The following is a 21712-nucleotide window of genomic DNA, read 5'->3' as shown; positions in this document are numbered from 1 at the left end:
CTTCCGGGAGCGAATATGGAAATCATTGAACCACGCCGTCTATATCAGCAGCTTGCCGCTGAGCTGAAGACGCGCATCGAACAAGGTGTCTACCTTGTAGGGGATAAGCTGCCCGCCGAGCGCTTCATCGCCGATGAAAAAAACGTCAGCCGCACCGTGGTTCGTGAAGCCATTATCATGCTGGAAGTGGAAGGGTATGTCGAAGTCCGCAAAGGGTCGGGTATCCACGTTATCTCCAACCATCCGAAATACCAGCAGGTGGCCGATGAAAGCCTTGAGTTCGCCAACTATGGCCCCTTTGAACTGCTGCAGGCGCGGCAGCTAATTGAAAGCAATATTGCCGAATTCGCGGCGACTCAGGTGACCAAACAGGACATCATGAAGCTGATGGAGATTCAGGAGAAAGCGCGTAACGAGAAATGTTTCCGCGACTCCGAGTGGGACCTGCAGTTTCACGTCCAGGTGGCGCTGGCGACGCAGAACAGCGCGCTGGCGGCGATCGTGGAAAAGATGTGGACCCAGCGCGTGCATAACCCCTACTGGAAAAAGCTGCATGAGCATATCGACCTGCGTACGGTCGATAACTGGTGCGACGACCACGATCAGATCCTGAAAGCTCTGCTGCGAAAAGATCCCAACGCCGCCAAGCTGGCGATGTGGCAGCATCTGGAAAATACCAAGCAAATGTTGTTCAACGAAACCAGCGATGACTTTGAATTTAATGCCGATCGCTACTTATTTGCCGAAAACCCAGTCGTTCATCTCGATACCGCAGTCAACGGCGCGAAATAAGGCCTTATCCCTCCGGCGCGCCCCCCTGCGCGCCTGTCTGACAGTGAGGCTGGAGTAAGCAAGTCATATATAGTGTCAGCCTGTGTAAATCCTCTCGCCTCCCATCTCCGCAATCAGCAAAATCAACGAGCAACACGTTGCAATTTCTCTGACGGAAAGTCAGGTGATTTGTTACAATTAGATGCATTTTGTCGTTCTGGGGGTAGGTATTTACTTACTTCAGTCTTATACAGGGAAGCGTTCAGAGCGCCTAAGCAGCGACCATAATCTCATAAAAATCTTGTCGCCCTATATGCCGCGCGCTCAGACGTGCCGTTAACCGATGTACCAGGAATCGTGAATGGAACTATTTACCCAGTTATTGAATGCCTTGTGGGCTCAGGATTACGAAACGCTCGCGAATCCCTCCATGATAGGCATGCTGTATTTTGTCTTGTTTATGATTTTGTTCCTTGAGAACGGGTTATTGCCTGCCGCGTTTTTACCGGGGGATAGTCTGCTCGTGCTCGTGGGCGTGCTGATCGCCAAAGGGGCGATGGGTTTTCCGGAAACTTTGCTGCTGCTCACCGCCGCCGCCAGCCTCGGCTGCTGGCTAAGCTATATTCAGGGGCGTTGGCTGGGTAATACGCGGATCGTGCAAAACTGGCTGTCACACCTACCTTCGCACTATCACCAGCGTGCGCATCACTTGTTTCATAAGCATGGGCTCTCCGCGCTGCTGATCGGCCGCTTTATCGCCTTCGTACGCACGCTGCTGCCCACCATCGCCGGGCTTTCCGGCCTTAATAACGCCCGTTTTCAGTTTTTCAACTGGATGAGCGGCCTGCTGTGGGTGCTCATCCTGACCTCGCTTGGCTATCTGCTGGGTAAAACCCCGGTATTCCTCAAGTATGAAGATCAGCTGATGTCCTGCCTGATGCTCCTGCCGGTTGCCCTGTTGGTCTTCGGACTGATCGGCTCGCTGGTGGTACTGTGGAAGAAAAAATACAGAAGCCGGGGCTAATGATGGTCATGAAACGCCCTTCCCTGCGCCAGTTCAGCTGGCTGCTGGGTGGTTCTCTTCTGCTCGGCGCCCTGTTCTGGCTTTGGCTGGCGGTGCAGCAGCAGGAGGCCACGCTGGCGATACGCCCGGTTGGCCAGGGTATCGGAATGCCGGACGGTTTCTCCGTCTGGCATCATCTCGATGCCAACGGCATCCGCTTTAAAAGCATCACGCCGCAGAAGGATGGTTTGCTGATTAAGTTCGATTCCACCGCCCAGGGCGCGGCGGCGAAAGAAGTTCTCGGCCGCGCTCTGCCACATGGTTATATTATTGCCCTGCTGGAGGACGATAACTCGCCCACCGCCTGGCTATCCCGCCTGCGCGACGCGCCGCATCGCCTCGGGTAAGCTGCCGCCAGACTGCGTTTTTAACCCAGTCTGGTGGTTTCCCGCATTTGTTACTATGCTTAAACCTGCGGGAATCAACGCATTCACGTTCACCAACGGGAACGGGTATATCCTCCGGGTATCCCCTCAGACAATGGAAGGTACTATCCATGAAACACCGCATCGCTCTGCTTCTGGTCCTGACTTCACTTAGCGCCAGCGCCCTAGCCGCCTCTCCCTGCCAGGAAAAAGAGCAGGATATTCAACGAGAGATCAGCTACGCCGAAAAGCATCATAATCAAAGTCGCATTGATGGGCTAAATACCGCGCTACGTCAGGTTCGGGAAAACTGTAGCGACAGTAAACTCAAAGCCGATCATCAGCAAAAAATTGCCAAACAGCGGGAAGAGATCGCTGAACGTCAGCGCGATCTGCAGGAAGCCCGGAAGAAAGGCGATGCGGACAAAATTAACAAACGCCAGCATAAACTCAATGAAGCGCAACAGGAGTTAAAAACGCTGGAGTCTCGGGATTACTAATCACCATTAACTTTCGCAACACGGACCACGCTACAGGAGAACGACATGGCTAAAGAGAATGTGACTGACGACCTTCGTGCAGAACTGAAAACGCTGGCGGATACCCTGGAGGAAGTACTAAATTCCTCGGCGGACAAGTCGAAAGAAGAGATGGGTAAACTGCGCAGTAAAGCCGAGAGCGCGCTGAAAGAGAGCCGCGCTCGTTTGGGTGAAACCAGCGAAGCGATTCTTCGTCAAACTCGTGAGACCGCCGCGCGAGCGGATGATTATGTTCGCGAAAATCCGTGGACTGGGGTAGGAATTGGCGCCGCCGTCGGGCTGGTGCTGGGTGTCCTGCTGTCGCGTCGCTGATTATGGCGAATACTCAACACACGCAGGGACCGGGTCAGCGCGTTTTCTCCATTGGTCAGCGCATCGTCACGCTGCTGGTCGAAATGGTGGAAACGCGGCTGCGTCTGGTCGTCGTGGAGCTGGAGGAGGAGAAAGCCAACCTCTTCCAGCTGCTGATCATGACCGGACTGACGCTGCTGTTTGCCGCGTTTGGCCTCATGAGTCTGCTGGTGCTGGTTATCTGGGCCGTTGACGCTCAGTACCGCCTGCACGTGATGATCGCCACCACCGTTGTGCTGCTCCTTGCCGCCGCGATCGTGGGTATCCTAACCCTACGTAAGGCGCGCCGATCCACGCTGCTGCGTCTAACGCGTAAAGAGCTGGAGAACGACCGTGCCCTTCTGGAGGAGGATAAATCGTGAATGGCCGACAGGAGCGTGAACGGCACAAGGCGCAGCTGCTGCGCCAGATCCAGCAGCAACGGCTGGAGCTCAGCGCCTGCCGCCGTCACTGGCACGAGGCGACTGCGCCCCTCGACCGCGGCTGGCATACGCTGCTGAGTTTACGTTCGTGGCTGATGGTTGGCAGCGGTCTGATGGCCGTATGGTCCGTACGACATCCGCATTTTTTAATGCGCTGGACCAAACGCGGACTCGGACTGTGGAGCACCTGGCGCCTGGTGCGCGGGATCCTGCGCCAGTCGGCAGTTCGCTAGCGGCCCTGAGCGTGAGCGCTTTCCCTGGCGCCCACGCTCTGCCATTTCCCTGTCCGTTACCGCACCCTGTTCGCAGCAACATGCGCCTTTTCCGTAGCGCGCCCTTCTCTACGACGCCCTTTACCTCACGCCATACCAGGACCGGTGGTGGCCCATCGCGTTTGGTACACTTTCGCCTCCGCGTACTGATTGCTCAGAAACTTTGAAATAGATCTACAGTTTTCCTTGCTAACAATTCCCTCTCCGCCTCGCTACTATCCTCTCCATCGACAGCAACACCGCGTAACTACGCGGGATTGCACTAAAAAACAAAACCGCCGCCCTTTGGGTTTTCTGGAGTAACAAATGAAAAAATTAGAAGATGTTGGTGTATTGGTAGCGCGTATTCTGATGCCGATTCTGTTTATCACTGCAGGATGGGGCAAAATCACCGGTTATGCGGGAACCCAGCAGTATATGGAAGCCATGGGCGTCCCGGGCGCGCTGCTGCCGCTGACCATCCTCCTTGAGTTCGGCGGCGGTCTGGCGATTCTGTTCGGTTTCCTGACCCGGACCACCGCGCTGTTCACTGCGGGCTTTACGCTGCTGACCGCGTTCCTGTTCCATAGCAACTTTGCGGAAGGCGTGAACTCCCTGATGTTCATGAAGAACCTGACCATTGCGGGCGGTTACCTGCTGCTGGCCATTACCGGACCGGGCGCCTTCAGTATTGACCGTGTACTGAATAAGAAATGGTAAGCGCACTATACTGAATGAATGAAAAAAGCGAGGAGACCACTCCTCGCTTTTGCTATCTGTAGTCTGAAGGAGGAGCAAAGATGGGACAATTAGTTGACGGCGTCTGGCAGGATACCTGGTATGACACAAAATCCACCGGTGGGCGTTTTAAACGTTCCGTTTCCGCCTTCCGTAACTGGCTGACCGCCGACGGCGCGGCTGGCCCCAGCGGTGAAGGCGGTTTTGCCGCGGAAAAGGATCGCTATCATTTGTATGTTTCTCTCGCCTGCCCGTGGGCGCATCGCACGTTAATTATGCGTAAATTAAAAGGTCTGGAACCTTTTCTCCCCGTATCCGTGGTCAATCCGCTGATGCTGGAAAACGGCTGGACCTTTGACGATAGCTTCCCGGAAGCCACCGGCGATACCCTCTACCAGCATGACTTTCTCTATCAGCTGTATCTGCACGCCGACCCGCACTACACCGGACGCGTGACCGTGCCGGTGCTGTGGGATAAAAAACAGCAGACCATCGTCAGCAATGAGTCGGCAGAAATCATCCGCATGTTCAATACCGCCTTCGATGGCCTTGGCGCCCGGGCCGGGGATTACTACCCGCCAGCGCTGCGGGAACAAATCGATGAGCTGAACGGCTGGATCTATGACAACGTCAACAACGGCGTGTATAAAGCCGGCTTTGCCACCAGCCAGCAAGCTTACGACGAAGCGGTGGATGCGGTCTTTACCTCGCTGGAGCGGCTGGAGCAGATCCTCGGCCAGCATCGCTATCTGACGGGCAATCAGCTAACGGAAGCCGACATTCGCCTGTGGACAACGCTGGTACGCTTCGACCCGGTATATGTGACCCATTTTAAATGCGATAAACGGCGCATCAGCGATTACCTCAATCTGTACGGTTTCCTGCGCGACATCTACCAGATGCCGGGTATCGCCGAGACGGTGAGTTTTCCGCATATCCGTCACCACTATTACCGCAGCCATAAAACCATTAACCCTACCGGTATTATTTCCATTGGGCCGCAGCAGGATCTCAACGAACCGCACGGTCGCGATCAGCGCTTCCGTTGATCTGTCGGGCGCCAGTGATGGCGCCCAATAATTCAGAAAACAGATATTTACCCACCATTCATTCACGTCTATTCTTATTGCGATCGCTTAAAAAACAAGTGATTGACGGTTAATTGAGGCGTAGAAATGGACTGGTATCTCAAGGTATTAAAAAACTATATAGGATTTGGCGGCCGTGCGCGGCGCAAAGAGTACTGGATGTTTATTCTGGTCAACCTCATCCTGACCGGCGTATTGAGCATCATCGATAAAATGCTGGGCTGGCAGCGGGCTGGCGGCGAAGGCATTCTGACCACTATCTATGGCGTACTGGTCTTTTTACCGTGGTGGGCGGTGCAATTTCGCCGTCTGCATGACACCGATCGTTCGGCCTGGTGGCTATTGCTGCTGTTGATCCCGGTCATCGGCTGGCTGGTGATCCTGATCTTTAACTGCCAGCGCGGCACCGAAGGCAATAATCGCTTCGGGCCCGATCCGAAACCCTTTTCCTACTAATCTTCCTGCTCCTCCCGCTAGCGGGAGGAGCGTCTTCATCACTATCTGCCGGCAAACAGCTTGGGGATCTCACGCAGACACCAGGACTTCGCTTCGCCCATACTGTCCCGTCGCCAGGCCATGATAATGTCAATTTCATTGGTGTATTCCGGGCTGACGACCCGCAGGCGACCTTCGGCAATATCCTTCTCCACCAGCGGATAGGGCATAGTCGCCACGCCCAGTCCGGCCAGTAGCGCCTGACGTTTATCTTCTATCGTACTCACCGTTAAACGCGGCTGTTTATCCAGCAGTTGAACGGTGAGAACGGGCCGCTCGCGCGCGGTATCCGCCACCGCGACGCCGCGGTATTTCACGCGGGTAACCTCAGAGAGCGGCTCCGGCTCCTGATGGATCGGGTGATCCGGCGCCGCGACGTACACGCTGAGCACCGAATAGAGTTTGCGCGAGTTAATCTCCGAAGAGGAACGAAAATGCATATCCGGTGCGACAACGATATCCGCCCGCCCCTGCTCCAGCCGCTCCCAGGCGCCGGCCAGCACCTCAGTGATAATCGACAGCTGGGTGTTTGATTTAGTCGCCAGTTTCTCAATCAGCGGAAACAGATCCGGAGTGGGCACCAGCGCTTCGGTAACGATCGTCAGGTGGGTTTCCCAACCACGCGACAGGGCTTCAGCATCGGTGGTGAGTTTATCCGCCGCTTCAAGCAGCACGCGCCCGCGCTCCAGCAGCATTCTTCCAACGTTAGTGAACTTCGTGCGATGACCTGAGCGGTCAAACAGCACCACGTCCAGTTCCTCCTCCAGTTTTTGCATGGTGTAGCTCAGGGCGGAAGGCACGCGTCCCAGCTCATCAGCTGCGGCAGCGAAGCTTCCGCGCCGGTCGATCGCATCCATCACGCGTAACGCTTCCAGCGTTAATGCTCTCTCTTTGGCCATCGCTTTCTCATTCAGGAAATTTGAACATACCGGGCAGAATATCTGGCTAACAATACAGCGTCCATACCTTTACCATTGATTTAGTGTAAAGAGAGGTCAAGAACATGATTACTACCCGAACAGCCAAACAATGCGGACAAGCAGACTTCGGCTGGCTGCAGGCCCGCTACACCTTCTCCTTTGGCCACTACTTCGACCCGAAATTACTGGGCTTCGCATCCTTGCGCGTCCTCAACCAGGAAGTGCTGGCGCCCGGCGCTTCCTTCCAGGCCAGAACGTACCCAAAAGTCGATATCCTGAACCTGATTCTGGAAGGCGAAGCGGAGTATCGCGACAGCGACGGCAACCACGTGCAGGCCAAAGCCGGTGAAGCGCTGCTGATCGCCACCCAGCCTGGCGTGAGCTATAGCGAGCATAATCTGAGTAAAGAGCAGTCGTTAACGCGAATGCAACTTTGGCTTGATGCCTGCCCGCAGCGGGAAAACCCGCTGCAGCAGAAAATCAATGTCGCAGACGCGACGCTGCAGCTGCTGGCCTCTCCGGAGGGCGGGGATAACAGCCTCCAGCTTCGCCAACAGGCCTGGGTCTACCATATCGCGCTGGAGAAAGGTGAGCAGATCAACGTGCAATTACATGGTCCACGCGCCTACCTGCAGTCGATTCACGGCTCCGTCCATGCCGTCGCACAGGAACAGCAAAAGCAGGCTCTCACCTGCGGTGACGGCGCATTTATTCGTGACGAAGCTAACATTACCCTCGTCGCCGATACGCCGCTGCGCGCTTTGCTGATAGATTTACCGGTGTAACAACGGAAGTGATGGAGTCTGTCAGTGAGTAAGAAGAAAAACAGAAAAAAGGCGTCACCAACGCCGTTAGCCCCGGTGCAACCGCAAGTCGCCGGGGCCGCCAGTTTTGGTTATGATGAGATGCTTAGCGAACTGGAAGCCATTGTTGCCGAAGCGGAGATCCGCCTGCGGGATGAAGAAAGTCTCGCCTGAAACGGCAAAATGGCTGGGTTGATTTTCATTAATGGCCTGAAGAAGATATCGGCCCCGCGAGGGGCCGATGGCATTATTCACTCAGCGCGTCGGCAAGATCTTTTTTCACCTGCGTGCGCTGCTCCGGCGTCAGTACCTTATTCACCTCAAAATAGTACTTCACGCGGTAATAACGCACCTGCTGATCAATCTTGCTGAAGGCCGCCAGCTGATCGTTGACCGCTTTTTCATCCCATTTACCGGAATCAATCACGTTTATCAGAGCCCCGTCTTTAATTTCCTGTTGGGAAATCTGCTGGACATTACTCACCAACTGCTGATGCAGGCTTTTAATTTTCGCGACCTGATCGTTGGTAAGTTTTAAGTGCTGAACAATAGGATCCTGCGCCGGTGCTGGCGCCGCCTTAACGTCTGCGGCCTGAGCCGTGATAGAGAAACCGGTGGTCAACAGCGTGGCAAAGGCAATACGGGTTATCAATTTCATTTTTTTTCCTGAAGTAAAGGTGGCAGAAATAGCGGATTATTATTTTACAGGGCGCAGTGAATAAATGTAAAAAATGATAGCCAAACATTATATATCCACAGCACTAATATACTTCACTAAAACATATAAAATATGAATACTGTGTTAACTTATATATTTTACGCCCTAACATCACCAGGTTTTATTTTAATTTCAACAGCAGGCAAAATATTTGACAGCGGTGACTTTTCCTTTAATTTAATTAGCGCATATTACGTTATCCAGCGCATCAAGGATATCATTTAAAAATAGATAAGGAGATTGAGATGTTATTACGTTTTCGCGTATTACCGCTGGTTTTTGTCATCTCGCTGTTAAGCGGCTGCGGCCTGGCTTCTAAAGCCTTTTATTCCGCGGGAGACAAATTATTTCAACCCGGAGATGACGCCGTCGCTTCGATGCAGACGTATTCAGTGGCTCAGTTCCTGCAGCCGTTTACTCTCAACCCGGCGAAGGCCAGCAGCGATTATCTGGGTAAATGGGTCAAGGTACGCGGGGTGATTGTCGACATTCGTCGGAAGAGCGGTATCGCCGGCAGCTACTATTTTATCGTGACCATGCGAGATGAACAGAATAAAACGGATAAACGTCTTACCTTTAATTTTGGCTCGCATAACAGCGCAGACGTAGAGGCTTTAAGCAACGGCAGCGTCGCTACGATCGTCGGCCAGGTTCATCAGGTGCAAGATTCCACGATCCCGACGCTACAGAATCCTAAGGTGGTTAAATAACGGTAGCTGACCGATAAGCCGCCTTCTTTTGGTATAGCGTCGTGGATAGTCATTCATCCTGTCCCCGCTATTCGAATAGCAAAGACCCCGCCGGAGCGGGGTTTTGACATAAAAAGGTGAAACTGACCGATAAGCCGCGTTCTTTTGGTATAGCGTCGTGGACAGTCATTCATCCTTTCTCCGCTATTCGAATAGCAAAAACCCCGCCGAAGCGGGGTTTTGACATAAAAAGGTGAAACTGACCGATAAGCCGCGTTCTTTTGGTATAGCGTCGTGGACAGTTATTCATCCGCGTCACGGGTTCAGATAGCAAAAACCCCGCCGGAGCGGGGTTTTGACATAAAAAAGGTGAAACTGACCGATAAGCCGCGTTCTTTTGGTATAGCGTCGTGGACAGTCATTCATCCTTTCTCCGCTATTCGAATAGCAAAAACCCCGCCGGAGCGGGGTTTTTGCGTAAAAGGTGAAACTGACCGATAAGCCGGGTTCTGTCGTGGACAGTCATTCATCTAGGCCAGCAATCGCTCACTGGCTCAAGCAGCCTACCCGGGTTCAGTACGGGCCGTACCTTATGAACCCCTATTTGGCCTTGCTCCGGGTGGAGTTTACCGTGCCGCGGACTGTTACCAGCCGCGCGGTGCGCTCTTACCGCACCCTTTCACCCTTACCTGATCCCGCTTGCGCGGGCCATCGGCGGTTTGCTCTCTGTTGCACTGGTCGTGGGCTGTGACACCCCCCAGGCGTTACCTGGCACCTTGCCCTATGGAGCCCGGACTTTCCTCCCCTCCGCCCGTCTCCCCCCGAAGGAGGACGACGACGAAGCGGCGACTGTCTGGTCAGCTTCGGCGCGCAGTATAGAGGGTTTACCGCCCGTTGTCATCCCTCAGTGGTCATCCCAACCTGCAGGGTGGCAGCAATATTACGCGACGCGCGGTAAATATTATCAAACGCCCCGCGAAATGCCTCTTCCAGCGTCGAAACGGAAGTTAACACGCTGAATACGGCATCGATACCGTGCTGGTGAACCACGCCGACATCGTGAGTCAGGCTGCCAGCAATACCGATCACCGGCTTACGGTATTTCTTCGCCACCCGGGCCACCCCCACCGGCACCTTACCGTGAACAGACTGGCTATCGAGCCGCCCTTCCCCGGTGACCACCAGTGAGCAGTCATGGATCTGTTCTTCCAGCTTCAGTGCCTCGGTAACGATCTCAATCCCGCTGCGCAGCTCCGCATTGAGAAAGGCCATCAGCGCCGCGCCCATGCCGCCGGCCGCTCCCGCGCCGGGGATCGACTTCACGTCCACCTGCAGCGACGCCTTAATGACGTCGGCATAATGCGCCAGATTACGATCCAGCTCGACGATCATCGCCTCGGTCGCCCCTTTCTGTGGGCCAAAGATCCGCGACGCCCCACGCTCGCCCACCAGCGGGTTGGTAACATCGCAGGCCACGTGAATCATCCTGTCACGTAAGCGCGGATCGATGGCGGAAAGATCGATCCGGCTCAGACTGCCGAGGTTGCCCCCGCCATGGCCGATCTCTTGTCCCTCGGCGTCACAGAGGCGGGCGCCTAGCGCCTGCATCATACCCGCCCCACCGTCGTTGGTCGCACTACCGCCGATGCCGATAATGATCCGTTCCGCACCATGCTCCAGCGCCTGTAATATTAGCTCCCCGGTACCCCGTGAAGTGGTGATGAGCGGGTTACGTTTGTCGGGCGGAACGAGCCCCAGACCGCTGGCTGCCGCCATCTCAATAAACGCGGTGACGCCGTCGCCGGACATGCCCCAGCAGGCCTTCACTCTCTCACCCAGCGGACCCGTTACCCATGCGAAATGTTCCTTTCCCTGCGTGGCGGCAATCATGGCTTCCACCGTCCCCTCGCCGCCGTCGGCGACGGGCAGGGAAACATACTGTGCATCAGGGAAAATTTCCCGAAATCCTTTTTCTATCGCCTGAGCTACCTCGCTGGCAGACAGGCTTTCTTTGTAAGAGTCTGGGGCAATGACGATTTTCATAATTTTGTAGCCTGACAGTGCCGCGCAAGGCAAGCATAACAGGGCGCGCAGGGCGCCCTTCTTGTTAGCGAGTGACTTCCACTTTCGCCAGTTTTTCGTAATAGCACGCCAGCGCGCTATGGTCTGCAGTGCCGAGACCGTCCGCGCGCAGCGCCTGCATCATCTCCATCACCGCCGCCGTCAGCGGCAGTTGGGCGCCCACGCCGTGTGAGGTATCCAACGCATTGGCCAGATCTTTAATATGCAGGTCGATACGGAAACCCGGTTTGAAGTTACGGTCCATCACCATCGGGGCTTTCGCATCCAGCACGGTACTGCCCGCCAGACCGCCGCGAATAGCCTGATAAACCAGATCCGGATTGACGCCGGCTTTAGTCGCCAGGGTCAGCGCTTCAGACATCGCCGCGATGTTCAGCGCGACAATCACCTGGTTAGCCAGTTTGGTGACGTTGCCCGCGCCAATATCGCCGGTATGCACTACGGAGCCGGCCATCGCTTTCATCAGATCGTAGTATTTATCGAAGATCGCTTTATCGCCGCCGACCATGACCGACAGCGTGCCGTCGATGGCTTTCGGTTCGCCGCCGCTCACCGGCGCATCCAGCATATCAATACCTTTGGCTTTCAGCGCTTCGCTGATTTCCCGACTCGCCAGCGGCGCAATGGAGCTCATATCGATCACCACGGTGCCCGGTTTCGCCCCTTCAATAATGCCGTTTTCACCCAGCGCCACCTCTTTAACATGCGGAGAGTTCGGCAGCATGGTGATGATCACCTCGCACTGTTCGGCAATCGCTTTCGGCGTCGTCGCGGTCTCAGCGCCAGCGGCGATCACGTCGGCAATCGCTTCCGGGTTACGGTCAGACACCACCAGCGAGTAACCCGCTTTCAGCAAATTTTTGCTCATCGGTTTGCCCATAATGCCAAGACCGATAAAACCTACTTTGATTGTCATAATGTTCTCTCTCTTCATCCTGGTGATTATTTTTTAAACGCGTCGGCAAGTTTCTGGGTAGCAGAACGGAAGACGCCCAGATCGCTGCCAACGGCGACGAAGGTCGCGCCCCATTCCAGATAGCGGCGCGCATCGGCTTCCACTGGCGCCAGAATGCCGCTTGGCTTACCGTGCTTCTTCGCGCTGGCGAAGATATGTTGGATAGCGCGCTGCACCTCAGGATGGGCGGCATTGCCCAGATGACCTAAGGCGGCGGCCAGGTCGCTCGGGCCGACAAACACACCGTCCACGCCCTCGGTCGCGGCAATCGCCTCGACGTTGTCCACTCCGGTCTGGCTCTCAATCTGCACCAGAATGGAAATGTTCTTGTTGGACTGGGCGAAGTAGTCCGGCACGGTGCCAAACATATTGCCGCGGTGGGAAACGGAGACCCCGCGGATCCCTTCCGGCGGATAACGGGTCGAAGCCACCGCCTGCGCCGCCTGTTCAGCCGTCTCGACAAACGGCACCAGGAAGTTATAGAAGCCGATGTCCAGCATGCGCTTGATGATGATGGGTTCATTGGTCGGCACACGGACTACCTGCGCGCTGGAGCTACCTTTCAGGGCCATCAGCTGCGGAATGAGCGTGGTGACGTCGTTTGGCGCGTGTTCCGCGTCCAGCACCAGCCAGTCGAACCCCGCCAGACCCAGCACCTCGGTGCTAATCGGGTTAGCCAAAGCGCACCAGCAGCCAATCTGCACCTGATGCGCCGCCAGCGCGGCCTTAAATTTGTTCGGAAAAATTGCGTTATCCATGATTTTTACCTTGCGTTAATCGTTGCTTACTTCTGCAATTCCATACGTTTGATATCGCCAACCACAAACAGGTAGCAGACCATCATCATCAGCGCGGAGCCGCCAACAAAAATCAGTGCGCCATTAAATGAGTGCAGTTCGCTCACGATATAGCCAATAACCAGCGGCGTGGCGATCGAGGCCACATTGCCAAAGACGTTGAATACCCCGCCGCACAGGCCAACAATCTCCTTCGGCGCGACATCCGAGATAACCGGCCAGCCCAGCGCGCCAAAGCCTTTGCCAAAGAACGCCAGCGCCATCAGCGTAATGACCAGCGGCGTGCTGGCCGTGTAGTTACACAGGATGATGGACGACGCCAGCAGCATTCCCAGCACAATGGGCAGCTTACGCGCAAAAGTCAGCGTGCAGCCGCGGCCAATCAGATAATCCGAAAACAGCCCGCCCAGTACGCCGCCAGCAAAGCCAAACAGCGCCGGAATCGAAGCCACAAACCCCACTTTCAGAATCGACATTCCCTTGTCCTGCACGAGGTAGATCGGAAACCACGTCAGGAAGAACCATGTAATGGTATTCAGGAAATACTGACCGAAAAATACGCCTAACATCATTCGGTTAGTCAGCAGCTGGCGGATATAGTCCATCTTCGGCCCGGCCGCCGGGGTGGCCTCTTTTTTATGGTCCATATCGACCACTGCGCCGCCTTCTGAGATATATTTCAGCTCCACGGCCGACATTCGCGGATGATCGGTGGGGTTATGCACAAACTTCACCCAGATGATGGTGAGCACAAACCCTATTATCCCCATCACGGTAAAGACATGTTCCCAGCCCAGCGCGAAGGTCAGCCAGCCGAGCAGCGGCGAGAACAGAGCCAGCGAGAAGTACTGAGCGGCATTAAAGATAGCTGAAGCCGTACCCCGCTCTTTGGCCGGAAACCAGGCCGCCACAATGCGGGCGTTGGCGGGAAACGAGGGCGCTTCGGAAAAGCCCAGCATAAAACGCATAAAGAACATGGAGACCCCGGCCCAGGCGAGCGGGAACACATCAATAAAGCCTTGCAGGAAGGTAAACAGTGACCAGAAAAACAGACTGTATGAATAAACCTTTTTCGAGCCAAATTTATCCAGCAGCCAGCCGCCAGGGATCTGCATCAGCAGATAAGCCCAGCCGAAGGCGGAAAAAATGTATCCCATCGACACCGCGCTGAGCCCCAGCTCTTTCGCGACTTCAGTACCGGCGATAGACAAGGTCGCGCGGTCGCCATAGTTCACTGCCGTCACCACAAATATCATCAACAGAATTAAATAGCGGGTCGGTATTCCTTTTTTTTCATCTAATGTAGAATCCAAAATCATTTAGACATTCCTCGGGCACAGAACACCTTTTATAATTGTTTTAAGTGGTTTCTGATTTATTTAAAAGACGATATTGAAACTGTCTATTCGCATATCGATCACCTCAAAAACATGACTCAGTATAATCAGCACGCCCCCGCCAGACACTATGCATACCCACAATATAAAGTTATTATTTAAAGCCATAATTGTGCTTATGCCATAAGTCATGGGCGCTAATCCACACTTCTTACGATTGCCTGCCCTGCAGAGGTTAGCGTCATAAAAAGGAGTGATGACGATCACATTTTTAAATCAACTCAGCTGACATCCTTTATTCCATCATACTGATACGTAGCAAATGAATTAGCGTTTTATTTTATTATTAGCACCTGTTTGGAGATGACTGGACAATGGCTGACATTGCAATTCGACAACAATCGCCGACCGCGTTTTATATTAAAGTTGACCCGACAGATAATGTGGCGATTATTGTCAACGATCGCGGCTTAACCGCCGGAACGCGTTTCCCGGACGGCCTGACGCTCGTCGAGCATATCCCGCAGGGTCACAAAGTTGCCCTGGTGGATATCCCCGCCCATGGTGAAATCATCCGCTACGGCGAAGTCATTGGCTATGCCGTACGCGATATCCCGCAGGGAAGCTGGATTGACGAGTCGCTGGTGGAGCTGCCCACCGCCCCGCCGCTGAATACCCTGCCGCTGGCCACTAAAGTGCCTGAACCGCTACCGCCGCTGGAAGGTTACACCTTCGAAGGCTACCGCAATGCTGACGGCAGCGTGGGTACCAAGAATCTGCTGGGTATTACTACCAGCGTGCACTGCGTCGCTGGCGTGGTCGATTACGTGGTGAAAATCATTGAACGCGACCTGCTGCCAAACTATCCCAACGTCGATGGCGTGGTGGGTCTGAATCATCTCTACGGCTGCGGCGTGGCGATTAATGCGCCGGCGGCGGTAGTGCCGATTCGCACCATTCATAATATCGCCCTCAACCCAAACTTCGGCGGCGAGGTGATGGTCATTGGCCTCGGCTGTGAGAAGCTGCAGCCGGAACGCCTGCTGCAGGGCACGGAAGACGTCAAAAGTATCCCGGTGGACAGCGCCAGCATCGTCAGCCTGCAGGATGAAAAGCATGTTGGTTTTAAATCGATGGTCGATGACATTCTGCAGGTCGCCGAGCGCCACCTGGCGAAACTGAACCAGCGCCAGCGGGAAACCTGCCCGGCCTCTGAGCTGGTGGTCGGGATGCAGTGCGGCGGCAGCGACGCCTTTTCAGGCGTGACCGCCAACCCGGCGGTAGGTTACGCGTCCGACCTGCTGGTGCGCTGCGGCGCGACGGTGATGTTCTCGGAAGTGACCGAAGTACGCGACGCCATTCATCTGTTGACCCCGCGGGCGATTAACGAAGAGGTCGGTAAACGTCTGCTGGAAGAGATGGCCTGGTACGATAACTATCTTGATATGGGCAAAACCGACCGCAGCGCCAACCCCTCCCCCGGCAACAAGAAAGGCGGTCTGGCCAACGTGGTGGAAAAAGCGCTGGGGTCGATTGCCAAATCAGGGAAAAGCGCCATCGTTGAGGTGCTCTCTCCGGGGCAGCGTCCGACCAAACGCGGCCTCATTTACGCCGCAACCCCCGCCAGCGATTTTGTCTGCGGCACCCAGCAGGTAGCCTCTGGCATCACGGTGCAGGTATTCACCACCGGTCGCGGTACGCCGTACGGACTGATGGCGGTACCGGTGATAAAAATGGCGACCCGTACCGAGCTGGCCAACCGCTGGTATGACTTAATGGACATTAACGCCGGGACCATCGCCACTGGCGAAGAGACGATTGAGGATGTCGGGCGGAAGCTGTTCGAATTTATTCTCGACGTCGCCAGCGGACGCAAAAAAACCTTCTCCGATCAATGGGGCCTGCACAACCAGCTGGCGGTATTTAACCCGGCGCCGGTAACCTGATCGAGAGCGTAAGGATTTAACCACTTTTAGCCCGGATCTATCCGGGCTTGTTGGTTAGGGATGCTGGGCGGCAAGAAAAGCGCTGATCTCCGCCTGCGTCGAGGTGCCTTCCATGGGGCCGCGTTGGCTAATCGCCAGCGAGCCGCTGGCGTTTGCCCATCTCAGCGCCTCCCGGGGCGTGGCGCCATTGAGGAACAGACTAACAAAAGTGGCGCCAAAGCAATCCCCGGCACCAGTCGGATCCACCACCGGCACGCTGAAGCCGGCGACATGGTGCGTCTCGTTGGCGCTAAAGTAGCTTGCGCCACGCGGCCCGCGTTTAATCACCACATGCTTCACGCCGCGTTTCAGTAGCTTATCAACCAGGACCTGCTCATTGCGTTCCGGATTGAGACCAAAGTAATCCAGCTCGCCATCGCTCGGCAGGAAGATATCGGTGTAGTCGAGGATATATTCAAAGGCCTGCGACATCTCCGGGATGTTCAGCATCTCTTTGCGAATATTTGGGTCGAACGATACTGTGCCGCTGCGGCCTTTAATGTTTTTAATCGCTTTACGCATCGCATCGATAATACGGAACGAGAATAGCGATGACCCCATAATATGAAAATGCTGACACTGATTTAGCAACGCTTCGTCAATGTGGTCGGCAGTCAGCAGACCGCAGGCGCTGTTAGGCATATTAAAAATAAAATCGCGCTGCGCCTGGCTACGATAGCTGACGAAGGCGCTACCGGTAGTCGCTTTCTGCAGCATAGCGATGCCGTTGACGTTGACGCCGTCTTTCTCCAGCCGCGCAATATTCATCTCGCCAAATGCGTCGTTGCCCACACAGCTAAACAACACGGAGCCGAAACCCAGCTTTGCCACCTGATCGGCAAATATTGCCGGCGCCCCGCTGGGATAGGGCCCCCAAAATTCACCTGGACGGGAAAACCCCTGATTCTCTTCCTTGGCGAGAAACTCCACCAGCAGCTCGCCGATGGTGCAAATGGTTACGTTCATCACCGCTCCTGGTTTGTCTTATGCAAAGCCGTGTTGAGCCATGTCAGGCATTCATTGTTGGTATAGCTGTTGGTCAAACCCGCGGCGAGGAAGCAGGCATGGTACTCTGCCGCGACGACCTGAGGGGTCACGACGCTGCTGATCTGCTGTAATTCACCCACAGCATAACGTTTCTCGCCATAGACCGGCCGGGAAGCGACAATCGCAATGACTCGTTTACTCTGGGCCACCGCTTCGCTTAACAAATGTGCCGTAACCTCGTTACGCACGCTTAGCGTGCCGTCTTCAGCAATGTGGTCCACCGCTATCAGCGCACGTGAAGGGCGGTAATGACCCAACGCCTTCAGCGCCAGTTCGCCCTCCACAATCCGCCCCTGACCGGACAACACCCCGCCAAGCAGAACGGTTTCCCCATTTAAAAACTCCTGCGCCAGCGCGACGTGGCCCAGATCATTTAATAGCAGGCAAAGCTCTTCTCTGTTGGCCAGAAAGGGGATCACTTTACGCAAAATGGAACCCTGGCCTAGAAACAGCGTTTCGCCATTTTCTATCTGCGCCGCCACCTGGCGAGCCATTTCCGTCTCCAGCGCTTTATCTCTGACGGCAGGCGCTTCTCGGGTCATCGCAACCGGCGCGCCAGCCTGGGCGGTATAAATCGCCCCGCCAAAAGAGCGTTTCAAGTAACCCTGCTGCTCGAGGTAGTTGAGATCGTTACGGATTGTCACCCCGGAAACAGCCAGCATTTCTGCCAGATCGTCGACTTTGATCTCGCCGTTCTTACGAACGATCTCTGCGATGTCCAAGCGCCTTTTCAGCAAGCTGGTTGACGGTTTTGCCACGGTTTATGCCTTATTATTTTCTCCTGGAATAACTTTCATTTTTAAATTTCCCTCTTGTAATGTCAAACCACGGCTGTAGCCCTATCCCGCCATCAATCAGTAAATCGATATTAATCATGTAGTTACAAATTGGCACCTTACCAACTTAAACTTTAAAAAAGAAACATTAGAAATACTATTAACTTTCATTTTAAAAATCAATTCATCATTGTGTGCGGTGGATCACACCTAAAAGGCGAGACGATCGTTACATTACTTTCAAACTGAAGGTTATTAACCAAAAATAACTTACAAGATGAAAACAGAGGACTAAAATGTACATCATTTCCAGTAAAAACATGCTATTAAAAGCTCAGCGACAGAGTTATGCCGTGCCGGCTTTCAATATCCATAACCTAGAAACCATGCAGGTCGTTGTTGAAACGGCGGCTGAGTTGCGCTCCCCCTTGATCCTTGCCGGCACCCCCGGTACCTACAGCTATGCCGGCACCGGCAACGTGGTGGCGATCGCCCGCGATCTGGCAAAAAAGTGGGATCTCCCGCTCGCCCTGCACCTCGATCATCACGAGGATCTGGCTGATATCACGCGCAAAGTGCAGGCAGGGATCCGCTCGGTCATGATCGATGGCTCTCACTCACCGTTCGAGGAGAATGTGGCACTGGTAAAAAGCGTGGTGGAGTTGAGCCACCGCTATGATGCCAGCGTTGAAGCCGAGCTGGGCCGTCTGGGCGGAGTTGAAGACGATCTGGTGGTCGATGCTAAAGATGCGCTCTATACCAACCCCGAACAGGCCCGCGAATTTGTCGCTCGTACCGGTATTGATTCGCTGGCCGTCGCCATCGGTACCGCGCACGGCCTTTACACCGCCGAACCGAAGCTTGATTTTGAGCGCCTGGCGGCTATTCGCGACTGCGTTGACGTTCCGCTGGTTCTGCATGGCGCTTCCGGCCTGCCGGATAGTGATATTCGTCGCGCCATTTCTCTGGGCGTATGCAAAGTCAACGTCGCCACCGAACTAAAAATCGCTTTCTCGGATGCGCTGAAAGCCTACTTCCTGGAAAATCCGGGCGCCAACGATCCTCGTCACTATATGAAACCGGCGAAAGCGGCAATGAAAGAGGTCGTTCGCAAAGTCATTCACGTTTGTGGCTGCGAAGGACAACTGTAATCAGCGGATCGAAGGAGCCTTGCTGTGATCCACACCCTGACACTGAATACCGCGATCGATATGAATATCTTTTGCGATCCGCTCCAGCCGGCGGCAGTCAACCGCACCCGGCAAACGGAATATTGCCCGAATGGTAAAGGGGTTAACGTCTCGCTGGTATTACATCATTACCAGCAGCCAACCCATGTCATGGGCATATTCGGCGGTTTTACCGGCCGCTATATCGTTGAGGAACTACGCAAACAGCATATTAATGTCACACCGGCATGGGTCGCTGAACCGACCCGTATAAATATATTTATTAACGACGGCAGTGATGAATACAAACTGGTAAATCCCGGCGCGCGGATTGACGATGAAGGAAAAGAACAAATTCTTCACCATTTACAGTGCGTCGCGCCCGGTGATTATTTAGTTATCAGCGGCAGTCTGCCACCGGGAATAGAGAGCCGGTTCTATAGCGAGATTCTGGTGCTGTGCCAGCAGAAAGGGTGTGAAGTCATCTTAGATATCAGCCACCCGGTGCTGCGCCAGCTGTTAGAGTGGCGTCCACTATTGATTAAACCCAATGACGACGAGCTGAAAGAGATCTTTGGTCTGGATGTCAGCAGCCCCCGGCGGGTACGCGAAGCAATGCAAACGCTCCACCAGCTCGGGGCTCGCAATGTTCTGCTGACCCTTGGCGCGCAAGGGCTCTATTTTTCGAACGGCGCGCAACTGTGGTTCTGCTCGGCACCGAAAATCGAACTGGTCAGCTCGGCCTGCGCCGGCGATGCCGCGCTGGGTGCATTCCTCAGCCATTGGCTTAACACAGACGATATTCCCCAGGCCCTGGCGCTGGCCAGCGCCACCGGCGCTGATGTGGCCGCCTCCGCCGGGCTGGGTAAATTAAACCGTACGCAAGAATTATTACAACAACTTCAGATCGTCCAATTATAAAGGTCCGATTATGAAAAAAATTATTGCCGTGACCGGCTGCCCTACAGGTATTGCTCATACATTTATGGCTGAAGAGGCCTTAAAAACCGCAGCGAAAAAATTAAACGTTGAAATAAAAGTCGAAACCAATGGCGCTTCCGGCATAGAAAACGCCATTACGCCGGAAGACCTGAAGGATATTTATGGCGTCATTATCGCTGCCGATAAAGATGTTAATGCCGAACGTTTTAATGGTTTACCGGTTATTGAGGTGCCGGTTAAAGAAGCCATTCACCATCCGGCGGAATTAATTAATAAAGTCGTTAACGGTCAGGCGCCGCGTCGTCAGGGATTCTCCGCGGCAACGGATCCAGACGAGAAATATGAGCGAGAATCGTTCGGCCGACAGATTTACAAACATCTGATGAGCGGCGTTTCCAACATGCTACCCTTCGTTGTCGCCGGCGGGATCTTAATCGCTGTTTCTTTCTTATGGGGTATCTACTCCGCCGACCCGAATTCACCGCAGTATAACGTGATTGCCGCCACGCTGATGAAAGTCGGTCAGCAGGCGTTCTCCATCATGGTGCCGGTGTTTACCGCCTATATTGCCTGGTCGATATCTGGCCGCCCTGGCATGGTTGCCGGTTTTGTCGGCGGTCTGCTGGCGAACGCCACCGGCGCCGGATTCCTCGGAGGGATCATCGCCGGTTTTGCCGCCGGGTATTTTATGCTGCTGATCCGTCATCTGCTCGACGGTCTGCCGCGCCAGTACGAAGGGCTGAAGTCGATCTTTATTATGCCGCTGATAGGCGTCCTGGTGATCGGCGTGATGATGGTCCTGCTCGGCCAGCCGGTGGCAGCGATCAACAATGGCATGATGAACTGGCTCAGCTCTTTACAAGAAGCCAACCCAATCCTGCTGGGGATCGTGGTAGGCGCAATGTGCTCCTTCGACTTCGGCGGGCCGGTCAACAAAGCGGCCTATGTCACCGGTACGTTGCTGCTGGGTCAAGGTAACTACTTCTTTATGGCCGGTGTATCTGCCGCCTGCATCACGCCGCCGCTGGTCATCGCTCTGGCGACCACGTTCTTTCCGAAAGGCTTTAGCGAGGAGGAACGCGCCGCCGGGATGGTCAACTATATCCTCGGCTGCACGCACATTACCGAAGGTGCAATTCCCTTTGCCGCCAAGGATCCGCTGCGGGTGATCCCGATGATGATGATCGCCTCCTCAATTTCTGCGGTACTCAGCTACAGCCTGCATATTCAGGTTCCGGCACCGCACGGCGGCTTCTTAATCCTGCCGCTGGTCAGTAAACCGTTGATGTGGGTGCTGTGCATTCTCGCCGGTTCCGCCTGCGGGGCACTTATGCTGGGATGCTGGCGGCTGTGGCAAAAACGCACTGACAAAGCGACAGCTCTTGCTGGCGCCATGAAATAAGGAGCAA

25 protein-coding genes and 1 other RNA gene are annotated in these 21712 nt (G+C 54.7%); 17 read left to right on the top strand and 9 right to left on the bottom strand.

Translation table 11 applies throughout. The features are described from left to right. The first annotated feature begins 15 nt into the window (after positions 1-15). From exuR to LPQ25_RS02980, 10 genes are all read left to right on the top strand, one after another. A complete protein-coding gene (exuR, locus tag LPQ25_RS03025; protein WP_002917907.1) occupies positions 16-792 on the top strand; it encodes a transcriptional regulator ExuR in 777 nt (258 codons plus the stop codon). A gap of 340 nt (positions 793-1132) precedes the next feature. Then, positions 1133-1795, top strand: a complete 663-nt coding sequence (gene yqjA, locus LPQ25_RS03020) for a DedA family general envelope maintenance protein YqjA (protein WP_002917909.1) — start codon at positions 1133-1135, stop codon at positions 1793-1795. Positions 1796-1803: 8 nt separating this feature from the next. Then, the gene (gene mzrA, locus LPQ25_RS03015) at positions 1804-2181 is read left to right on the top strand and encodes an EnvZ/OmpR regulon moderator MzrA (protein ID WP_004218213.1); all 378 of its coding nucleotides are present in this window, start codon (positions 1804-1806) and stop codon (positions 2179-2181) included. A gap of 149 nt (positions 2182-2330) precedes the next feature. Then, positions 2331-2699, top strand: a complete 369-nt coding sequence (locus tag LPQ25_RS03010) for a DUF1090 domain-containing protein (RefSeq protein WP_004144860.1) — start codon at positions 2331-2333, stop codon at positions 2697-2699. 45 nt (positions 2700-2744) lie between these two features. Next, complete coding sequence (locus LPQ25_RS03005; RefSeq protein ID WP_002917916.1) at positions 2745-3050, top strand: ElaB/YgaM/YqjD family protein; 306 nt, start codon at positions 2745-2747, stop codon at positions 3048-3050. A gap of 2 nt (positions 3051-3052) precedes the next feature. Then, positions 3053-3451, top strand: a complete 399-nt coding sequence (locus tag LPQ25_RS03000; protein ID WP_002917917.1) for a phage holin family protein — start codon at positions 3053-3055, stop codon at positions 3449-3451. Further along, positions 3448-3744, top strand: coding sequence for a YqjK-like family protein (locus LPQ25_RS02995; protein WP_004181402.1), 297 nt, complete (start codon positions 3448-3450; stop codon positions 3742-3744). The genes LPQ25_RS03000 and LPQ25_RS02995 overlap by 4 nt, the downstream gene beginning before the upstream one ends. A 345-nt stretch (positions 3745-4089) precedes the next feature. After that, positions 4090-4482: a DoxX family protein gene (locus LPQ25_RS02990; protein ID WP_002917920.1), complete on the top strand. Its 393-nt coding sequence runs from the start codon at positions 4090-4092 to the stop codon at positions 4480-4482. Positions 4483-4562: 80 nt separating this feature from the next. After that, positions 4563-5549, top strand: a complete 987-nt coding sequence (locus LPQ25_RS02985) for a glutathione S-transferase family protein (RefSeq protein ID WP_002917922.1) — start codon at positions 4563-4565, stop codon at positions 5547-5549. 126 nt (positions 5550-5675) lie between these two features. Then, the gene (locus LPQ25_RS02980) at positions 5676-6044 is read left to right on the top strand and encodes a DUF805 domain-containing protein (RefSeq protein ID WP_002917923.1); all 369 of its coding nucleotides are present in this window, start codon (positions 5676-5678) and stop codon (positions 6042-6044) included. 41 nt (positions 6045-6085) lie between these two features. On the opposite strand, the gene LPQ25_RS02975 is transcribed toward LPQ25_RS02980, so the two are convergent. Further along, a complete protein-coding gene (locus LPQ25_RS02975) occupies positions 6086-6982 on the bottom strand; it encodes a LysR family transcriptional regulator (protein WP_004144865.1) in 897 nt (298 codons plus the stop codon). 104 nt (positions 6983-7086) lie between these two features. Here LPQ25_RS02975 and LPQ25_RS02970 point away from each other — a divergent pair, with 104 nt between their 5' ends. Next, entirely contained in the window at positions 7087-7788 is a 702-nt protein-coding gene (locus LPQ25_RS02970; protein WP_002917925.1) for a pirin family protein, read from the top strand. Between the two features lie 24 nt (positions 7789-7812). Further along, positions 7813-7980 carry a hypothetical protein gene (locus LPQ25_RS02965; RefSeq protein WP_002917926.1) on the top strand — a complete coding sequence of 56 codons (168 nt, stop codon included), beginning with the start codon at positions 7813-7815 and terminating at the stop codon, positions 7978-7980. Positions 7981-8053: 73 nt separating this feature from the next. Here LPQ25_RS02965 and LPQ25_RS02960 read toward each other — a convergent pair whose 3' ends face one another. Then, positions 8054-8464, bottom strand: a complete 411-nt coding sequence (locus LPQ25_RS02960) for a Spy/CpxP family protein refolding chaperone (RefSeq protein WP_015875182.1) — start codon at positions 8462-8464, stop codon at positions 8054-8056. 305 nt (positions 8465-8769) lie between these two features. On the opposite strand from LPQ25_RS02960, the gene LPQ25_RS02955 reads away from it, so the two are divergent. Further along, complete coding sequence (locus LPQ25_RS02955) at positions 8770-9234, top strand: OB-fold putative lipoprotein (RefSeq protein ID WP_004150939.1); 465 nt, start codon at positions 8770-8772, stop codon at positions 9232-9234. A gap of 461 nt (positions 9235-9695) precedes the next feature. Here the strand turns inward: LPQ25_RS02955 and rnpB are convergent. From rnpB to LPQ25_RS02930, 5 genes are all read right to left on the bottom strand, one after another. Further along, positions 9696-10078, bottom strand: an RNA gene (gene rnpB / locus LPQ25_RS02950) — RNase P RNA component class A. Positions 10079-10110: 32 nt separating this feature from the next. Then, positions 10111-11256, bottom strand: coding sequence for a glycerate 2-kinase (garK, locus tag LPQ25_RS02945; protein WP_002917950.1), 1146 nt, complete (start codon positions 11254-11256; stop codon positions 10111-10113). Positions 11257-11320: 64 nt separating this feature from the next. Then, entirely contained in the window at positions 11321-12211 is an 891-nt protein-coding gene (gene garR, locus LPQ25_RS02940) for a 2-hydroxy-3-oxopropionate reductase (RefSeq protein WP_002917952.1), read from the bottom strand. Positions 12212-12237: 26 nt separating this feature from the next. Further along, on the bottom strand, positions 12238-13008 hold the full coding sequence (garL, locus tag LPQ25_RS02935; RefSeq protein WP_002917954.1) for a 2-dehydro-3-deoxyglucarate aldolase: 771 nt from the start codon (positions 13006-13008) through the stop codon (positions 12238-12240). A gap of 26 nt (positions 13009-13034) precedes the next feature. Beyond that, positions 13035-14366: an MFS transporter gene (locus LPQ25_RS02930; RefSeq protein ID WP_015875185.1), complete on the bottom strand. Its 1332-nt coding sequence runs from the start codon at positions 14364-14366 to the stop codon at positions 13035-13037. A 392-nt stretch (positions 14367-14758) separates the two neighbouring features. Here LPQ25_RS02930 and garD point away from each other — a divergent pair, with 392 nt between their 5' ends. After that, positions 14759-16330: a galactarate dehydratase gene (gene garD, locus LPQ25_RS02925; RefSeq protein WP_002917960.1), complete on the top strand. Its 1572-nt coding sequence runs from the start codon at positions 14759-14761 to the stop codon at positions 16328-16330. A gap of 54 nt (positions 16331-16384) precedes the next feature. Here the strand turns inward: garD and LPQ25_RS02920 are convergent, their stop codons facing one another. Both LPQ25_RS02920 and LPQ25_RS02915 read right to left on the bottom strand, forming a co-directional pair. After that, complete coding sequence (locus tag LPQ25_RS02920; protein WP_014906880.1) at positions 16385-17335, bottom strand: sugar kinase; 951 nt, start codon at positions 17333-17335, stop codon at positions 16385-16387. Further along, on the bottom strand, positions 17335-18138 hold the full coding sequence (locus LPQ25_RS02915) for a DeoR/GlpR family DNA-binding transcription regulator (RefSeq protein ID WP_004218217.1): 804 nt from the start codon (positions 18136-18138) through the stop codon (positions 17335-17337). The genes LPQ25_RS02920 and LPQ25_RS02915 overlap by 1 nt, the downstream gene beginning before the upstream one ends. Before the next feature lie 350 nt (positions 18139-18488). On the opposite strand from LPQ25_RS02915, the gene LPQ25_RS02910 reads away from it, so the two are divergent. From LPQ25_RS02910 to LPQ25_RS02900, 3 genes are read left to right on the top strand one after another with little or no spacing between them, the layout of a single operon-like run. After that, positions 18489-19343 carry a tagatose bisphosphate family class II aldolase gene (locus LPQ25_RS02910; RefSeq protein ID WP_002917968.1) on the top strand — a complete coding sequence of 285 codons (855 nt, stop codon included), beginning with the start codon at positions 18489-18491 and terminating at the stop codon, positions 19341-19343. Positions 19344-19367: 24 nt separating this feature from the next. Next, positions 19368-20282 carry a 1-phosphofructokinase gene (gene pfkB / locus LPQ25_RS02905; protein ID WP_002917970.1) on the top strand — a complete coding sequence of 305 codons (915 nt, stop codon included), beginning with the start codon at positions 19368-19370 and terminating at the stop codon, positions 20280-20282. 10 nt (positions 20283-20292) lie between these two features. Beyond that, the gene (locus LPQ25_RS02900; RefSeq protein WP_014906879.1) at positions 20293-21705 is read left to right on the top strand and encodes a PTS fructose transporter subunit IIC; all 1413 of its coding nucleotides are present in this window, start codon (positions 20293-20295) and stop codon (positions 21703-21705) included. Positions 21706-21712 lie beyond the last annotated feature (7 nt).

The organism is Klebsiella sp. KPN54798, from assembly GCF_021184225.1.
In the GTDB taxonomy this organism is placed as follows: Bacteria; Pseudomonadota; Gammaproteobacteria; order Enterobacterales; family Enterobacteriaceae; genus Klebsiella; species Klebsiella pneumoniae.
The sequence above is the reverse complement of the archived record's forward strand: the minus strand, read 5'-3'. Positions and strand labels throughout refer to the sequence as shown.

What these genes read in the sequence shown, in the direction of transcription:
- LPQ25_RS02970 (WP_002917925.1), top strand. Translation starts at nt 7,087, where the DNA reads ATGATTACTACCCGAACAGCCAAACAATGCGGACAAGCAGACTTCGGC.
- LPQ25_RS02980 (WP_002917923.1), top strand. Translation starts at nt 5,676, where the DNA reads ATGGACTGGTATCTCAAGGTATTAAAAAACTATATAGGATTTGGCGGC.
- LPQ25_RS03005 (WP_002917916.1), top strand. Translation starts at nt 2,745, where the DNA reads ATGGCTAAAGAGAATGTGACTGACGACCTTCGTGCAGAACTGAAAACG.
- garK (WP_002917950.1), bottom strand. Translation starts at nt 11,256, where the DNA reads ATGAAAATCGTCATTGCCCCAGACTCTTACAAAGAAAGCCTGTCTGCC.
- LPQ25_RS02910 (WP_002917968.1), top strand. Translation starts at nt 18,489, where the DNA reads ATGTACATCATTTCCAGTAAAAACATGCTATTAAAAGCTCAGCGACAG.
- mzrA (WP_004218213.1), top strand. Translation starts at nt 1,804, where the DNA reads ATGAAACGCCCTTCCCTGCGCCAGTTCAGCTGGCTGCTGGGTGGTTCT.
- LPQ25_RS02975 (WP_004144865.1), bottom strand. Translation starts at nt 6,982, where the DNA reads ATGGCCAAAGAGAGAGCATTAACGCTGGAAGCGTTACGCGTGATGGAT.
- LPQ25_RS02960 (WP_015875182.1), bottom strand. Translation starts at nt 8,464, where the DNA reads ATGAAATTGATAACCCGTATTGCCTTTGCCACGCTGTTGACCACCGGT.
- LPQ25_RS03010 (WP_004144860.1), top strand. Translation starts at nt 2,331, where the DNA reads ATGAAACACCGCATCGCTCTGCTTCTGGTCCTGACTTCACTTAGCGCC.
- LPQ25_RS02920 (WP_014906880.1), bottom strand. Translation starts at nt 17,335, where the DNA reads ATGAACGTAACCATTTGCACCATCGGCGAGCTGCTGGTGGAGTTTCTC.
- yqjA (WP_002917909.1), top strand. Translation starts at nt 1,133, where the DNA reads ATGGAACTATTTACCCAGTTATTGAATGCCTTGTGGGCTCAGGATTAC.
- garL (WP_002917954.1), bottom strand. Translation starts at nt 13,008, where the DNA reads ATGGATAACGCAATTTTTCCGAACAAATTTAAGGCCGCGCTGGCGGCG.
- LPQ25_RS03000 (WP_002917917.1), top strand. Translation starts at nt 3,053, where the DNA reads ATGGCGAATACTCAACACACGCAGGGACCGGGTCAGCGCGTTTTCTCC.
- LPQ25_RS02955 (WP_004150939.1), top strand. Translation starts at nt 8,770, where the DNA reads ATGTTATTACGTTTTCGCGTATTACCGCTGGTTTTTGTCATCTCGCTG.
- LPQ25_RS02990 (WP_002917920.1), top strand. Translation starts at nt 4,090, where the DNA reads ATGAAAAAATTAGAAGATGTTGGTGTATTGGTAGCGCGTATTCTGATG.
- LPQ25_RS02930 (WP_015875185.1), bottom strand. Translation starts at nt 14,366, where the DNA reads ATGATTTTGGATTCTACATTAGATGAAAAAAAAGGAATACCGACCCGC.
- garR (WP_002917952.1), bottom strand. Translation starts at nt 12,211, where the DNA reads ATGACAATCAAAGTAGGTTTTATCGGTCTTGGCATTATGGGCAAACCG.
- garD (WP_002917960.1), top strand. Translation starts at nt 14,759, where the DNA reads ATGGCTGACATTGCAATTCGACAACAATCGCCGACCGCGTTTTATATT.
- LPQ25_RS02900 (WP_014906879.1), top strand. Translation starts at nt 20,293, where the DNA reads ATGAAAAAAATTATTGCCGTGACCGGCTGCCCTACAGGTATTGCTCAT.
- LPQ25_RS02985 (WP_002917922.1), top strand. Translation starts at nt 4,563, where the DNA reads ATGGGACAATTAGTTGACGGCGTCTGGCAGGATACCTGGTATGACACA.
- exuR (WP_002917907.1), top strand. Translation starts at nt 16, where the DNA reads ATGGAAATCATTGAACCACGCCGTCTATATCAGCAGCTTGCCGCTGAG.